This is a genomic window from Pseudomonas sp. NFACC16-2 (genome assembly GCF_900119205.1).
Lineage (GTDB): Bacteria > Pseudomonadota > Gammaproteobacteria > Pseudomonadales > Pseudomonadaceae > Aquipseudomonas > Aquipseudomonas fluorescens_Q.
The window spans coordinates 112,588-127,971 of the sequence record NZ_FPIX01000002.1 but is presented as its reverse complement, the minus strand read 5'-3'; the positions used below and the strand labels follow the sequence as shown (position 1 = coordinate 127,971).

Here is a 15,384-nt window from a genome sequence, read left to right as displayed (position 1 = left end):
ACAGCTTTCTCAGGCTTTTATTGCAAAGTGTGTTGCTCGATGAATTCCATCGGTTGCAGCCCTTCGCGGCTGACCAGCCGATTGAGCTCCGCCCGAGGCAGGCGAACAGCCAGCAGGCAGACGCCTTCGTCGTCGTGTTCTTCTTTTTGCACGGCCCCCAGCTCAAAGAACTGGGCTCGCAGCCGGGCGAAACGTTGCGGCAACTTCAGGGTGCCAACAAACAGATCGTTGCCCAACAGCTCGGCCACAGCCTGTTTGAGCAGGTCCAGGCCGGTGCCATCACGGGCCGACAGCCAGACCCGTTGCGGCTTGCCGTCGGCATCGCGCTGGATCTGCGGCTCCACGCCTTCGAGCAAATCGAGTTTGTTGTATACCTCCAGGATCGGCAAGTCCTGGGCCCCGATCTCGCCCAGCACCACCATCACCTGCTCGATCTGCAGCATCCGGTCCGGTTCGGCGGCATCGATCACGTGCAGCAGCAGGTCGGAGTTGCTCGACTCTTCGAGCGTAGCCCGGAAAGCCTCGACCAGTTTATGCGGCAGGTGACGGATGAAGCCCACGGTGTCGGCCAGCACGATCGGCCCGAGGTCGTCCAGGTCGAGCCGACGCAGGGTCGGGTCGAGCGTGGCGAACAGTTGGTCGGCGGCGTAGACGTCGGATTGGGTAACGTTATTGAACAAGGTCGATTTGCCGGCGTTGGTATAACCCACCAGTGAAACCGTCGGGATATCCGCGCGCTTGCGGCCGCGTCGCGACTGCTCGCGCTGGCTGCGGACCTTTTCCAACCGCCCCTTGATCTGGCGCAGGCGCACCCGCAACAGGCGCCGGTCGGTTTCCAACTGGGTTTCACCCGGGCCGCGCAGGCCGATACCGCCTTTCTGCCGCTCAAGGTGAGTCCAACCGCGAACCAGCCGCGTACTCATGTGCTCAAGCTGGGCCAGTTCGACCTGCAGCTTGCCTTCATGGGTACGGGCGCGCTGGGCGAAAATATCGAGAATCAGCCCCGTACGGTCGATCACGCGACACTCGAAGACACGTTCGAGGTTACGCTCCTGACTGGGTGTGAGGATGTGATTGAAAATCACCAGGTCGACCTGTTCGGCCTTGACCAGGTCGCGCAACTCCTCGACCTTGCCACTGCCGATCAGGAACTTGGCGGTTGGCCGATGACGCGGCACGTTGAAAAACGCGACGGTCTCGGCGCCGGCCGAAAGTGCCAATTCCTGAAACTCCTGCGGATCTTCGCGCGCCTCAGGGTCCTGTCCATCCAAGTGAACGAGAATGGCCCGTTCACCACCACCGTGGCGCTCAAAGAACAAAGGAGGCTCCTATCAGGCGTTACCCGGTTCAGCGTCACCGCCTTCGGATTCGGTTGCGCTAGGCAGACGAATTGGACGAACTGGCACGACTGTCGAGATCGCGTGCTTGTAGACCATTTGGCTGACGGTGTTTTTCAGAAGGATGACGAACTGGTCGAAAGACTCGATCGTGCCTTGCAGTTTGATCCCGTTGACCAGATAGATGGACACCCCAACTTTCTCTTTACGTAAAGTGTTCAAGTAAGGGTCTTGTAGCGAATGCCCTTTTGACATGTGCCGCACTCCTTTAAGGATCAATAATAAAAATCGGAATCAGATGGCTTGGGCCGTCACACCCCCAAGGATAGACGGCAATTGCAAGGACTCAGCTCAATATGGAGATGGTCCCGAGGTATTTCAAGGCGCGTGGCAGATTGTCGCAATCGAGACTGTCGAGCCAATGCAAGTCAGTCCAGCTGCGCAGCCAGGTGAACTGGCGTTTCGCCAATTGGCGCGTGGCAATGATCCCACGCTCCTGCATCTCGGCTGACGTCAGCTTGCCGTCCAGGTAATCCCAGACTTGTCGATAACCTACCGCACGTATAGACGGCAACCCGGCATGCAGGTCACTTCGCTCACGCAGGGCTACGACCTCGTCTATGAACCCCTGTTCCAACATTAATGTGAATCTTTGTTCAATTCGCCGATGCAGCACTTGCCGGTTCGCCGGAGCGATGGCCAGATTCGCGACAGTATAGGGCAATTGTTGCAGTCCCGAAGCGGCTGCTTCAGTACTTTGCGCAGATTGTCGCTGGCGCAGGGCCGTCATGCTCTGGCCGCTGACCCGATAAACCTCCAGGGCCCGACTGAGGCGCTGCGGGTCATTGGGGTGAATACGCGCCGCCGATTCCGGGTCGATGACCGCCAACTGCTCGTGCAGGGCTTGCCAGCCAAGGCGCGCGGCCTCTTCTTCAATCTGCGCGCGCACCTCGGGATCGGCGGCCGGCATGTCCGCCAACCCATCGACCAAGGCCTTGTAATACAGCATTGTGCCACCCACCAGCAGCGGAATCTTGCCCCGCGCGGTGATCTCGGCCATGGCCTGGAGCGCGTCACGACGGAAATCGGCCGCCGAATACGCCTCGGCCGGGTCGAGGATGTCGATCAGGCGATGGGGAAACTCGGCCAGCAGTTCCTTCGACGGCTTGGCGGTGCCGATGTCCATGCCCCGGTAGACCAGGGCCGAATCGACACTGATCAACTCGCAGGGCAGGACTTTGGTCAACTCGATGGCCAGGTCGGTCTTGCCGGCGGCGGTCGGCCCCATCAGGAAAATCGCGGGTGGCAACTGGCTCATCAACGACCGCGCAGGAACAGTTTGTCCAGGTCGTCCAGGCCCAATTGGGTCCAGGTCGGCCGGCCATGGTTGCATTGACCGCTGCGCTCGGTGTTTTCCATGTCCCGCAGCAGGCCGTTCATTTCCGGCAGGGCCAGGCGCCGGTTGGCGCGGATCGCGCCGTGGCAGGCCATGGTGCCGAGCAGTTCGTTCAGGTGCGCCTGGATGCGGTCGCTGGTGCCGTATTCCATCAAGTCCGCCAGTACGTCGCTGACCAGGCGATTGGCCTCGGCCTGTTTCAACAAGGCCGGGATCTGACGGATCGCCAGGGTTTCAGGCCCCAGGCGCTGCAATTCGAAACCCAGGCGCTGGAACCAGGCCACATGTTCTTCGGCGCAATCGGCTTCGCGCTGGCTGACGGCCAGGGACTCGGGCACCAACAGCGGCTGGCCGCTCAAGCCCTCGCTGGCCATGGCGATTTTCAGTCGCTCGTACATGATCCGCTCATGGGCGGCGTGCATGTCCACCAGGACCAGGCCCTGGGCATTTTCCGAGAGGATATAAATGCCTTTGAGTTGCGCCAGAGCATAGCCCAGCGGCGGGATATCGCCTTGGCCGTCGGGCATCGCCGCCGCTCCGGCTTCCGGCAAGGGTTTGAAGAACTCGCGATAGGCCGCCTGGGCCTCGGCTGCCGGCACGCTGGATTGCGGGCGCGGAGTGTATTGATATTGATAGCCGCTGCCGGTACCGCTCCCGGCCGTGTTGTAGCCCGGCTGAGGCTGGGGTTGCTCCAGCAGAGCGTTGGCCGCCAGGCGCATCTCGCCCTGGGGGCCGAATTCGCCGGCTTCCAGTCCCGTTGGCCGGACCATGCCAGCCACTGCCGCCGGAGCCGCCAGTTGATCTTCCGGACGCACATCGCCCAAGGCGCGGTGCAAGGTGCCGTAGAGGAAATCGTGGACCATGCGCCCGTCACGGAAACGTACTTCATGCTTGGTCGGGTGCACGTTGACGTCAACCACGGCCGGATCGACTTCGAAAAACAGCACGAAGGTCGGATGCCGGCCATTGAACAGCACATCGCGATAAGCCTGGCGCACCGCATGGGCCACCAGTTTGTCGCGCACCGCCCGGCCGTTCACGTAGAAGTACTGCAAGTCCGCCTGGCTGCGGGAGAACGTTGGCAAGCCGACCCACCCCCACAGGTGCAGGCCGTTGCGCTCCACCTCGATGGGCAAGGCCTGCTCCAGGAAACCTGCGCCGCACACCGCGCCGACACGTCGGGCGCGGGCCGCATCATCGTGGGCCTCGTGCAGGCTGAGGATGGTCTTGCCGTTGTGGCGCAAATGAAACGCCACATCAAAGCGCGCCAGGGCCAGGCGCTTGATGACTTCTTGCAGATGATCGAATTCAGTCTTCTCGGCCTTGAGGAACTTGCGCCGGGCCGGCGTGTTGAAGAACAAGTCGCGCACTTCCACCGAGGTGCCCACCGGATGGGCCGCAGGCTGCACGCGGGAGGCCATGTCCCGCCCTTCGGTCTCTACCTGCCAGGCCTGCTCGGCGTCGCGGGTGCGGGAGGTAAGGGTCAGGCGCGACACCGAACTGATGGATGCCAGCGCCTCGCCCCGAAACCCCAGGCTCATGACCCGTTCGAGGTCTTCCAGGTCGCGAATCTTGCTGGTGGCATGCCGCGCCAGGGCCAGCGGCAGGTCGTCGGCAGAAATACCGCCACCGTCATCACGCACTCGCAACAACTTGACGCCACCCTGCTCGACGTCCACATCGATGCGTTTGGCCCCGGAGTCGAGGCTGTTTTCCAGCAACTCCTTGATCACAGACGCCGGCCGCTCGACCACTTCGCCAGCGGCGATCTGGTTCGCCAGCCGCGGGCTGAGCAGTTCAATGCGCGCGTTGCTGCCGATCACTCCATCACTCATTGCTGGACCGCCACTTCATTGCCGGGAATGGTCAGGGTCTGGCCAATCTTGAGCTCATCGCTCTTGAGATTGTTGGCACTGCGCAAGATGGCGGGTGACACCTGATAGCGCACAGCGATCATCGCCAGGGTTTCGCCGGGGCTGACCCGATGGTCCCGCGGGCCTTGGGCAATCTTGCCCGAGTCGCGCAACCAGGCGATGTAGGTGCCTGGCGGTGGGTTCTGCTGGAAGAACTGCCGCACGCCGCTGCTGATGGAACGGGCCAGCGCCTGCTGATGGTTGGCGGACGACAGCTTGGAGGCTTCGTTGGCGTTGGAGATAAACCCGGTCTCCACCAGGATCGACGGGATGTCCGGCGACTTGAGCACCATGAATCCAGCCTGCTCGACGCGCTGCTTGTGCAGCGGCGTGACCCGACCGATGTTGCTCAGGACTTTCTGGCCGACGTTCAGGCTGGAGGTCAGCGAGGCGGTCATCGACAAATCGAGCAACACACCGGCGAGCATCCGGTCCTTGTCGTCGAGGCTGACGTTGCCGGCACCGCCGATCAGGTCGGAACGGTTTTCGCTGTCGGCCAGCCAACGGGCAGTCTCGGACGTGGCACCGCGGTCGGACAGGGCAAACACCGAGGCCCCGAACGCTGCCGCCGAAGGCGCGGCGTCGGCGTGGATGGAGACGAACAGGTCGGCACCTTTCTTGCGGGCGATCTCGGTACGCCCACGCAAGGGAATGAAGTAGTCGCCGGTACGGGTCAGTTCGGCGCGGAAGCCTTTCATGCCGTTGACCTGGCGTTGCAATTCGCGGGCGATGGACAGCACCACGTCTTTTTCACGCTGCCCGCGCGAGCCTGAGGCGCCTGGGTCTTCGCCGCCGTGACCGGCGTCGATCACCACGATGATGTCGCGCTTGCCAGCCGGGGCCGGCGGCAGCTTGAGCGCAGGTTCGGTCGGGGTCACCGGCACCGCCGGTACCGTGGCGACATTGGTCGGCGGCGGCGGAGGTGGCGCCGCATCGGCCGGGTTGTCGAACAGGTCCACCACCAGCCGGTTGCCGTATTGGGCGTTGGGGGCCAGGGTGAAGCTTTTCGGGGTCACGGCTTTTTTCAGGTCGATGACCACCCGCAGGTCGGTCGGCGTACGCTGGGCCGAACGCATCGCGGTAATCGGCGTGTTGGCGGTCGCCACGTTCAATGGCGCGCCCAGGGACGCGCCGTTGATGTCAATCACCAGGCGATCCGGGGCGGTCAGGGTGAATACGCTGTGCTGCACCGGGCCCGTCAGGTCGAACACCAGCCGTGTGTTGTCCGGCGCCCGCCAGAGGCGAACGCTGTTGACCTTTGTCTCGGCCACAGCATCGACGGCCAGTGCCGTAAGCAACAGTCCTACGACAGCAACCACCGCGCGAAAGCGCATACCAAACCCCATCATCAATTAGTTTTCCAATGCCAAAGCGGCACACCACGACTCGCCACGCGAGCCTTGCGGCGTCAGTTTCAGCGAACGCCCGCCGTTCTGCGCGCCAATGGTAATGGTCAGGTCGGGCTTTGGCAAAAAGCCTGCCCCCTTCTGGGGCCATTCGATCAGGCACAAGGCGTCATCTTCGAAATAATCGCGAATACCGAGGAATTCCAGCTCCTCAGGATCCACCAGTCGATACAGGTCGAAATGGAAGGCGCGAATGTCGCCGATCTCATAGGGCTCGACCAGGGTGAACGTAGGGCTCTTGACGGAGCCGACGTGCCCGAGACCGCGAATGATGCCACGGGACAGGGTGGTTTTCCCCGCGCCGAGGTCGCCTTCGAGAAAAATCAGGCCGTGGCCGGCGGTGATCTGCGCGATGCGGGCGCCAAATTGTGTCATGGCTTGTTCGTCCGCCACGTACAGGGTTACTTCAGACACGGTGAATGCTCCTCCAACAACTGACGAATGGCCGGAATCAGATCGGTGGCTGCCACCCCCCGACCCGAACGGCCGGCCTGGGCACCGGCATTGGCGTGCAGCCAGACCGCCAGGCACGCGGCTTCGAACCCTTCCATGCCCTGTGCCAGCAAGGCGCCGACCACGCCGGCCAGCACATCCCCCAGGCCTGCTGTGGCCATGGCCGGATGGCCCTGGCTGCAAACCGCCAGGCGACCGTCCGGGCTGGCAATCAGGCTGCCGGCGCCCTTGAGGATCACCGTGGTGGCGTATTTCCGGCTCAATGCATGGGCTGCCGCTGGACGGTCGGCCTGCACCTGGGCTGTGGATAACGCCAACAATCGCGCCGCCTCGCCCGGGTGCGGGGTGATGACACACCGTCCAGGCAGGCGGACATCGCCGCTGCAGAGCAGGTTCAGCGCATCGGCATCCCATACTTGCGGCAGCGGCGCATTGGCCGCCGCCGACAACAGGCTGCGCCCCCACGCGGCCTGGCCCAAGCCCGGCCCGACCACCAGCACGCTGGCCTGCTGGAGCAAGCCCATCAATTGGTTCGCCGAATGGGTGCCTTGCACCATCACTTCTGGCAAACGCGTCAGCGCGGCGGATACGTGCTCGCTGCGGGTCGCCATCGAAACCATCCCCGCACCGCAGCGCAGGGCACTTTCGGCGCTCATCTGGATGGCGCCGCCAAAGCCCCGGTCGCCACCGATCAACAGCACGTGACCGAACTTGCCTTTGTGGGACGTGGCGGCACGAGGTGTCAGGCGTGGCAGATTATGGGGTAAGAGCAATCGGGCACTGGCCGGTGCCGCGTCAACAATATCTGGATCGGCGTGCAGGTCGTTGAACACCAGTTCACCGACCCGGTCCGCCGCTTCGCCGGTAAACAAGCCCAGCTTCAAGCCAATAAAGGTCACGGTGAGATCGGCCACCACCGCCGTGCCCAGCACCCGGCCGGTATCAGCGCACAAGCCCGAGGGGATATCCACCGCCGCGACCGGCAGACCGCTGACGTTGATCGTATCGATAGCCCGCACATAAGGCTCGCGCACCTCGCCACTCAAGCCCGTGCCGAGCAGCGCATCCAGCAACACGCCGCGCAACTCTGCCTCATCCGACCAAGGCTCCATCGGCACGCCCACCGCCACCGCTTCGGCGTGGGCATTGGCGGCGTCGCCCTGCAAGCGCCGGGGCTCGCCCACCGTCAGCACCCGCACCGACCAGCCAGCGCGCCGGGCCAGGGTCGCGACCAGATAACCATCGCCGGCGTTATTGCCATGCCCGGCCAGCACCGTCAGCTCGTGGGCGTCAGGCCAGCGCCGGACAATCGCTCGCCAGGTGGCGCGGGCGGCGCGCTGCATCAATTCGAAACCGGCAGTGCCGGCCGCGATCAGTTGTGCGTCGAGGGCCCGGACCTGCGCGGCGCTGTACAGCGCGTCGGGAAAATCATCTTTAGTGTGCGGCATGCGTCTTCGGGCTCCGATGTCTGGCAGAATTATACGCATCTCAGCTCTGGTTTCTCTCGCCTCATGCCTGCCATTCCCACAGACCTCCCCGCCCTCGCCCAATCCATCAAGGAGTGGGGCCGCGAGCTGGGCTTCCAGCAGGTCGGCATCAGCGGCCTGGACCTTGCCGAGCATGGGCAACACCTGCAACGCTGGCTCGATGCCGGGTACCACGGCGAAATGGACTACATGGGCGCCCACGGCAGCAAACGCTCGCACCCCGAGGAACTGGTGCCGGGTACGCTACGGGTGGTTTCCCTGCGCATGGACTACCTGTCGGGCGATACGCACATGGCGCAGATGCTCGGCCAACCGGAGAAAGCCTACGTCTCGCGTTATGCATTGGGCCGCGATTACCACAAATTGATCCGTAAACGTGTGCAGCAACTGGCAGAAAAAATTCAGGCGGTGATCGGTCCCTTCGGCTATCGCGCCTTCGTCGACAGTGCTCCAGTCCTGGAAAAAGCCATCGCCGAACAGGCCGGCCTGGGCTGGATCGGTAAAAACACCTTGGTGTTGAACCGCAAGGCCGGAAGCTATTTCTTCCTGAGCGAGCTGTTTGTCGACCTGCCGCTGCCGGTGGACCCGCCCCATGCCAGCGAACATTGCGGGAAATGCACCGCGTGCCTGGACATCTGCCCTACGAATGCCTTCGTCGGGCCCTACGTGCTGGATGCCCGCCGCTGCATTTCCTACCTGACCATCGAGCTGAAAAGCGCCATCCCCGAGGAATTGCGGCCGTTGATCGGCAACCGGGTGTTCGGCTGCGATGACTGCCAGATCGTCTGTCCCTGGAACCGCTTCGCCCGGCCGTCCGGGGAAAGCGACTTCAAGCCACGGCACAACCTGGACAATGCCGGGCTGGCCGAGCTGTTCATGTGGGATGAGGCGACGTTCCTGAACAGCACCGAAGGCTCGCCGCTGCGCCGCGCCGGGTACGAGCGCTGGCTGCGCAACCTGGCGGTGGGCCTGGGTAATGCGCCGTCAACCATTCCCGTGCTGCAAGCGCTGCAGGCGCGGCGCGACTACCCGTCGGAGCTGGTGCGCGAGCATGTGGAGTGGGCGTTGCGGCAACATGCCGAGCGTCAAACCTCGTCGTTGTAGACGAACTTCGGCATTTCCCAGTGAAAACGAATCGCCAGGAGCCGCAGCAGGAAACCACCGAACAAGGTAATGAGGATCGCCTGTTCACTCGGCAGTTGCAGGAAGACGCACAGCAGATAGCACCACGCCGCGGCAAATGAAACGCTGGCATAGAGCTCGCGACGGAAGATCAGCGGAATATCGTTGCAGAAGATGTCCCGTAAAATACCGCCGAACACCCCTGTGATCACCCCGCTGACCGACGCCACCAGCATGCCATGGCCCATTTCCAGGGCCGTCATGCAGCCGATCAGGGTGAACGCCACCAGCCCCGCGGCGTCGAGCACCAGGAACAATGAACGCAAATGGCGCATCCAGCGCGCCAGGAACACCGTCAGCATCGCCGCCGCGGTGGTCAGCACCAGGTATTCCGGGTGCTTGACCCAGGTGAGCGGGTAATGACCGAGCAGCACGTCACGCACCGAACCGCCACCCAGCGCCGTGACACAGGCGATCAGCACCACGCCGAACCAGTCCATGCCGCGACGCCCGGCAGACAAGGCGCCGGTCATGGCTTCGGCGGTGATGGCGATCAGATAAAGCATCAGCAACATGGTGGCGGTCCTTGCAGGAAGGCGCGCAGTCTAGCCATTTCGGGCAGGCACCAAAAGAGGGCAGCTCCGACAAGTCCAACACAGGACCCGTGGCGAGGGGATTTATCCCCGCTGGGCTGCACAGCAGCCCCTGATACGCCTGACACCAAGCAACCTGACACAACGAGGTATCAGGTTCTTGGGGCTGCTACGCAGCCCAGCGGGGATAAATCCCCTCGCCACAAGAGTTCCGTCAGAACTTGATGAAATGCTTGCGGTAATGCTGCAACTCGGCGATGGACTCGCGGATGTCGTCCAGGGCCAGGTGGCTGCCGCCCTTCTGGAAGCTGTCACGCACTTCTGGTGCCCAGCGGGCGGCCAGCTCCTTGAGAGTGGAGACGTCCAGGTTGCGGTAGTGGAAATAGCTTTCCAGGGATTTCATGTGGGTATAAAGGAAGCGACGGTCCTGGCAGATGCTGTTGCCGCAGATCGGCGACTTGCCCTTGGGCACCCACTGCTCCAGGAAGGCGATGGTCCGGGCTTCGGCCTCGGCCATGCTGATCTTGCTCTCGCGTACCCGCTGGGTCAGGCCCGAGCCGCCGTGCTGGCGAGTGTTCCACTCGTCCATGCCGGCCAGGATCTCGTCGCTGTGGTGGATCGCGATCACCGGGCCTTCGGCCAGGGTGTTGAGGTCGCTGTCGGTGACGATGGTGGCCATTTCGATAATGACGTCGGTGTCCGGGTTCAGACCGGTCATTTCCAGGTCGATCCAGATCAGGTTCTGCGGGTTTTGCATAGGGAAGCTCCTCGGCGTAGCCACGCAGTTTAGCCTAGGCCGCCCCTTGGGCGTGCTAAACTCGCCGCCGTTTTACCCTATTCGCTGCATTTCTTCATACGGAACACCCATGGCCAAACGCCAACTCAATCGTCGTCAAAACTGGCGCATCGAAAAGATCCAGGGCGAGCGCGCCGCCCGCGCCGCCAAACGCGAATCCAGTGCTGTCGAAGCCTTGGAAGGTGGCGACCTGGGCCCGGAACAGACCGGCCTGGTGATCGCCCACTTCGGTGTGCAGGTCGAGGTCGAGGCCCGGGAAGGCGAGCTGGCCGGCCAAGTGTTCCGTTGTCACTTGCGCGCCAACCTGCCGGCCCTGGTCACGGGCGACCAAGTCGTCTGGCGTGCCGGCAACCAGGGCATCGGGGTGATCGTGGCGCAATTGCCGCGCCACACCGAGCTGTGCCGTCCGGACAGCCGTGGTCAGCTCAAGCCGGTAGCGGCCAACGTCGACATGATCGTCATTGTGTTCGCCCCCCTGCCCGAGCCTCACGCCAACCTGATCGACCGTTATCTGGTGGCCGCCGAACACGCCGGCATCCGCCCGTTGTTGCTGCTCAACAAATTCGACCTGATCGACGAGCACAACGCCCCGGCACTGAACGCCCTGCTGTCGGTCTATCGGGATTTGGGTTATCCGGTGCTGGAAGTCTCGGCCCATCACGGCAACGGCATGGAGCAATTGCAACAGCAGTTGGATGGGCGCATCAGTGTGTTCGTCGGCCAGTCTGGCGTGGGCAAGTCATCGCTGGTCAACAGCCTGTTGCCAGACGTAGAGACTCGCGTCGGGCCGTTGTCCGAACTGTCCGGCCAGGGCACCCACACCACCACCACCGCGCGGTTGTTCCACTTCCCCGGCGGCGGTGAATTGATCGACTCGCCGGGCATCCGTGAATTCGGCCTGGGCCACGTCAGCCGGGCCGATGTCGAAGCCGGGTTCATCGAATTCAATGACCTGATCGGCACCTGCCGCTTCCGCGACTGCAAGCACGACCGCGAACCTGGTTGCGCGCTGCTCAAGGCGCTGGAAGAAGGTCGCGTGCATCAGCAACGGATGAACAGCTACCGCTCGATCATCGCCAGCTTGCCGGATAGCAGTTACTGACCCGGAATGTGAGCCGGACACCATTGTGGCGAGGGGATTTATCCCCGCTGGGGCGCGAAGCGCCCCCCCTTTTTATTCCATCCCGAGTATCAGATGAAAAGAGGGGCTGCTGCGCAATCCAGCGGGGATAAATCCCATCGCCACAGGTTTGCTCTCGCCAGTCAGATCACTGTGCCGGCGGCGTGGGAGGCTTGGGCGCGGCGTCGTCGAACAGGTTCAGACGCTCGCGCAGCTCATGGGCCGGCACGGGTTGCTGGTCCGCCGGCAAGGCGTTCGGATCCGCCGCCGCGCCAGGCGTCGTCGGTGCTTCACCCGGTGCGCCCTGCCCCTGGGCCGGTTCCGGCGGCGGATCATCGGTTTGCGAACCTTCGATGGCTTGCTGGGCCTTCTTGGTCAACACCACGATATCGATACGCCGGTTGACCGGGTTGAACGGGTCCTTGCGGTCGAACAACGCCGAGGACGCATAACCGACCACCCGCGCCACCTGCTCGTCCGGATAACTGCCGGCCACCAAGGCGCGACGAGCCGCGTTGGCGCGGTTGGCGGAAAGCTCCCAGTTACCGAAGTCACCCTTGCCGACGTAGGGCTTGGCATCGGTATGACCGCTGATGCTGATCTTGTTCGGCACCGCTTTGATGGTGTCGGCCATGGCCAGCAAAATATCTTCGAAATAAGGCTTCAGGCGCGCGCTGCCGGAATCGAACATCGGCCGGTTCTCGGCATCCATGATCTGGATGCGCAAGCCGTTCGGCGTGATTTCGAACAGGATCTGGTCCTTGAACTTCTGCAGTTGCGGGTTCTCTTCGACCTTGTTCTGCAACTCTTGCAGCAACAATTCCAGACGCTCGCGCTCGATCTGCTCGGCCATGCCTTCGACCTGCTCGGTATCCGTCGTCACCTTGTCGGGCTGGGGCTGGGATTTGACTTCGGGGTTGAGGGTCGTATCCGGCGCCAGGGTCGGTGAGCCGCCCAGGTCGATGATGTACGGCGTGCCGCTTTCAGTAAAACCGACCGGGTCCTTGAAGTAACCGGCAATGGCGATCTTCTGTTCCGGCGTCGCGGTGGACAGCAGCCACAGCACCAGGAAGAACGCCATCATCGCCGTCGCGAAGTCGGCGAAGGCGATTTTCCAGGCGCCCCCGTGATGCCCAGCGGCTATGCGCTTGACGCGCTTGATGATGATCGGCTGGTTATTTTCCATGATTTAGCGACCGCGAACCGCTTGTTCCAGCTCGGCGAAGCTTGGACGGTGCGCCGGATACAGGACCTTGCGACCGAACTCCACCGCCAACGATGGCGGCATGCCCGAGGCCGAGGCCACCAGGGAAGCCTTGATGGCCTCGTAGACGTTGAGTTCTTCCTTGGCGTCATGGGCCAGGGAATGGGCCAGCGGGCCGAAGAAACCATAGGCGGCGAGAATACCGAAAAAGGTACCCACCAGTGCCGCACCCACGTGCAGGCCGATGGACTTTTGGTCGCCGTCGCCCAGGGACGCCATGGTCACCACGATACCCAATACCGCCGCGACGATACCGAAGCCAGGCATGGCGTCGGCGATGCCGGTGACCGCGTGGGATGGATGCTCCAGGTCTTCCTTGAGGCTGTACAGCTCCATGTCGAAGAGGCCTTCGAGTTCATGGGGCGCCATGTTGCCGGACGACATGATGCGCAGGTAATCACAGATGAACGCCGTCATGCGGGCGTCCTTGAGTACCGCAGGGTACTTGGCGAAAATCGGGCTGGCGGCAGCGTCTTCGATATCGCCTTCGATTGCCATCATGCCTTCACGGCGGCTCTTGTTGAGGATCTCGTAGATCAGCCCCAGCACCTCGAGATAGAAGGTGTGGCTGAAGCGCGAACTGAACATGCCCAGGGATTTCTTGAGCACATGCATCGTCATATAGCCGGGGTTGGCCTGCAGGAATGCACCGAGGGCCGCACCGCCGATGATCATCACCTCGAAGGGTTGGATCAGGGCTGCAATCTTGCCATGGGAAAGCACGTATCCGCCGAGCACGCTCGCGAACACGACGATGATGCCGATAATTTTAGCCATAGATAGAAAGTACTTATTTAAGTCGGGTTCAAGGTCATATTCGGAAGCTGAAAAATCTCTTCTTCTACTTATCGGCAAAACTGCGCCAGACTATAGGCTGTTCTGGCGAAAAGCCAATTTGCCCCGTTCCGGGCGTAGAGAATTCATACGATGATCACGTCCAGCCATGACTAACGAAACGAAGGTTCCAACGCCACGACCGACCACCCTCGAAGGCTGGGTGAAGCTGCTCGATGGCGTGCACCTGCCGGTGCCCCAGGCCAGCCATGACCTGGTCTGCAAGGCCCTTGCCGACAGTCGCCGCTCGTTACGTGACATCGCCGAATTGATGCAGGACAGCCCCGCCCTGGCCCTGAGCGTCATTCGCGAGGCCAACTATCACACCCATGGCAGCCTTGCGGAACCTGCGGAAAATCTCGAAGTGGCCATCAACCGCCTCGGCCTCAAGCGTACCGAAGAACTGCTTGCTCGCTTGCCGTCGTTGCCAGGGCACGAAATCCCCATCGCCTTGCGCCAGCTGCAATTGATCAGCCAACACGCCACGCAACAGGCCAATGGCTTTTTTGCCAGCCGCCTGGCGCGGCTGTGGCAGGACATTCACTGGGGCAGCCTGCTGTTTCTCTCGCCGCTCTGGCCACTGGCCTTGACTCACCCGCGATTGCTGGGGGAGTGGGAATTGCGGGTCGTCCACAAACACGAGCCCGCGCGCAAGGTAGAGCGCGAATTGTTCGGCGTCAGCCTGCTGAAAATCTGCCTGGCGCTGGTGGAGGCCTGGCGCCTGCCGATCTGGGTGATGCAAGGTTATCGCCTGCTGCTCAATGAACGCCGCGAGCTGGTGCAGGTTCTGCGCATCGCCCGGGACAGCGAGCACCCGCTGCGCCAGCAGAATCGCCTGGACGACGACCCAACCCTGCGGCGCTGGCTCAATCAACCGGCCAATACCGTGTTGCTGGCCAACGGCCTGGCACTTTCAGCGCAACAGGCCTGGGACGGCCCCCACAGTGCCCGCTGGCAATACCTCACCAGTTTGTACCTGCAGATGCCGATGGATGAGGTCCAGCAACAGCTGCACCAACAAGCCGTCACCAGCGCCCGTCATGACGCCATGCCAGACCTCTGGCATCCAGCCGTGGCGTTGCTCTGGCCCTGGGGCAGCCGTCGCATCCACCCCGGTTTGCTAGCGCCCCCACCACCCAGCGCAAAAGACCTGAGCCAGTGGCGCAAGCAATGCTCCGCGCTGCTGGTGGAACCGAGCCCCTTCAGCAATGCCATGCACCTGACCACCTCGGCACGGGACGTCTTGGTGGCCTGTGGCATGCGCCGGGTGATGATCCTGATGGCCGACCGCAACCAGACCAGTGTGCGCGTACACCAGACCGCCGGCCTGCCCAAAGAAGCCGCGGCCATGAGCTTTACCATCAGCCAGAGCAAAATAGTGCAACGGTTGCTGGCTCAGCAGGCCCAGGTTCGCCTGAACCCGGACAACAATGCGCAGTTTTCGGCGCTGCTGCCACCGGGCCTGCGCAGCCTGTTCCGTGGGGAGCACCTGCTGCTGCGCTCGCTGACCTGCAATGGTCGGGTGATCATGCTGGTGGTGGTAGACCAGGGTGGCGGGCCGTTCTCGGACGTGACCGTACAAGCCTTCGGCAAAACCGCGCAATGCATCGAAAGGGCCCTGCATACCTTTACCAACCGCGGCCGCTGAACTTGCTACAATCTT

At 62.7% G+C, this 15,384-nt stretch carries 14 protein-coding genes; 3 read left to right on the top strand and 11 right to left on the bottom strand.

Annotation, left to right across the window (positions count from 1 at the left end):
* Positions 1-17: 17 nt before the first annotated feature.
* The 7 genes from hflX to BT116_RS03635 all read right to left on the bottom strand — a co-directional run bounded on the left by hflX (position 18) and on the right by BT116_RS03635 (position 7,953).
* Positions 18-1,319: a ribosome rescue GTPase HflX gene (gene hflX, locus BT116_RS03665; RefSeq protein WP_003197227.1), complete on the bottom strand. Its 1,302-nt coding sequence runs from the start codon at positions 1,317-1,319 to the stop codon at positions 18-20.
* Between the two features lie 12 nt (positions 1,320-1,331).
* Positions 1,332-1,592: an RNA chaperone Hfq gene (gene hfq, locus BT116_RS03660; protein WP_003186419.1), complete on the bottom strand. Its 261-nt coding sequence runs from the start codon at positions 1,590-1,592 to the stop codon at positions 1,332-1,334.
* A 91-nt stretch (positions 1,593-1,683) separates the two neighbouring features.
* The gene (gene miaA / locus BT116_RS03655; protein ID WP_072340136.1) at positions 1,684-2,655 is read right to left on the bottom strand and encodes a tRNA (adenosine(37)-N6)-dimethylallyltransferase MiaA; all 972 of its coding nucleotides are present in this window, start codon (positions 2,653-2,655) and stop codon (positions 1,684-1,686) included.
* Entirely contained in the window at positions 2,655-4,568 is a 1,914-nt protein-coding gene (gene mutL / locus BT116_RS03650) for a DNA mismatch repair endonuclease MutL (protein ID WP_072340134.1), read from the bottom strand. The genes miaA and mutL overlap by 1 nt, the downstream gene beginning before the upstream one ends.
* A complete protein-coding gene (locus BT116_RS03645) occupies positions 4,565-5,995 on the bottom strand; it encodes an N-acetylmuramoyl-L-alanine amidase (RefSeq protein WP_072340132.1) in 1,431 nt (476 codons plus the stop codon). Before BT116_RS03645 ends, mutL begins: the two co-directional genes overlap by 4 nt.
* Positions 5,996-5,998: 3 nt before the next feature.
* The gene (tsaE, locus tag BT116_RS03640) at positions 5,999-6,466 is read right to left on the bottom strand and encodes a tRNA (adenosine(37)-N6)-threonylcarbamoyltransferase complex ATPase subunit type 1 TsaE (protein ID WP_003197219.1); all 468 of its coding nucleotides are present in this window, start codon (positions 6,464-6,466) and stop codon (positions 5,999-6,001) included.
* A complete protein-coding gene (locus BT116_RS03635) occupies positions 6,454-7,953 on the bottom strand; it encodes a bifunctional ADP-dependent NAD(P)H-hydrate dehydratase/NAD(P)H-hydrate epimerase (RefSeq protein WP_072340130.1) in 1,500 nt (499 codons plus the stop codon). The genes tsaE and BT116_RS03635 overlap by 13 nt, the downstream gene beginning before the upstream one ends.
* 63 nt (positions 7,954-8,016) lie before the next feature.
* On the opposite strand from BT116_RS03635, the gene queG reads away from it, so the two are divergent.
* Positions 8,017-9,096, top strand: coding sequence for a tRNA epoxyqueuosine(34) reductase QueG (queG, locus tag BT116_RS03630; RefSeq protein ID WP_072340129.1), 1,080 nt, complete (start codon positions 8,017-8,019; stop codon positions 9,094-9,096).
* On the opposite strand, the gene BT116_RS03625 is transcribed toward queG, so the two are convergent.
* Both BT116_RS03625 and orn read right to left on the bottom strand, forming a co-directional pair.
* A complete protein-coding gene (locus BT116_RS03625) occupies positions 9,078-9,689 on the bottom strand; it encodes a trimeric intracellular cation channel family protein (protein ID WP_057448254.1) in 612 nt (203 codons plus the stop codon). The two genes, queG and BT116_RS03625, sit on opposite strands and share 19 nt — an antisense overlap.
* A 232-nt stretch (positions 9,690-9,921) precedes the next feature.
* Entirely contained in the window at positions 9,922-10,464 is a 543-nt protein-coding gene (gene orn / locus BT116_RS03620) for an oligoribonuclease (RefSeq protein ID WP_072340127.1), read from the bottom strand.
* Positions 10,465-10,573: 109 nt separating this feature from the next.
* On the opposite strand from orn, the gene rsgA reads away from it, so the two are divergent.
* Positions 10,574-11,605 (top strand): small ribosomal subunit biogenesis GTPase RsgA, encoded by a 1,032-nt coding sequence (gene rsgA, locus BT116_RS03615; RefSeq protein ID WP_072340125.1) that lies wholly within the window; start codon positions 10,574-10,576, stop codon positions 11,603-11,605.
* A 166-nt stretch (positions 11,606-11,771) separates the two neighbouring features.
* Here the strand turns inward: rsgA and motB are convergent, their stop codons facing one another.
* Together motB and motA are read right to left on the bottom strand one after the other, a co-directional pair.
* Positions 11,772-12,809: a flagellar motor protein MotB gene (gene motB, locus BT116_RS03610; RefSeq protein WP_072340123.1), complete on the bottom strand. Its 1,038-nt coding sequence runs from the start codon at positions 12,807-12,809 to the stop codon at positions 11,772-11,774.
* 3 nt (positions 12,810-12,812) lie between these two features.
* The gene (motA, locus tag BT116_RS03605) at positions 12,813-13,664 is read right to left on the bottom strand and encodes a flagellar motor stator protein MotA (protein ID WP_003197198.1); all 852 of its coding nucleotides are present in this window, start codon (positions 13,662-13,664) and stop codon (positions 12,813-12,815) included.
* A 166-nt stretch (positions 13,665-13,830) separates the two neighbouring features.
* On the opposite strand from motA, the gene BT116_RS03600 reads away from it, so the two are divergent.
* Positions 13,831-15,369, top strand: coding sequence for an HDOD domain-containing protein (locus tag BT116_RS03600; RefSeq protein ID WP_072340121.1), 1,539 nt, complete (start codon positions 13,831-13,833; stop codon positions 15,367-15,369).
* Positions 15,370-15,384: the final 15 nt, after the last annotated feature.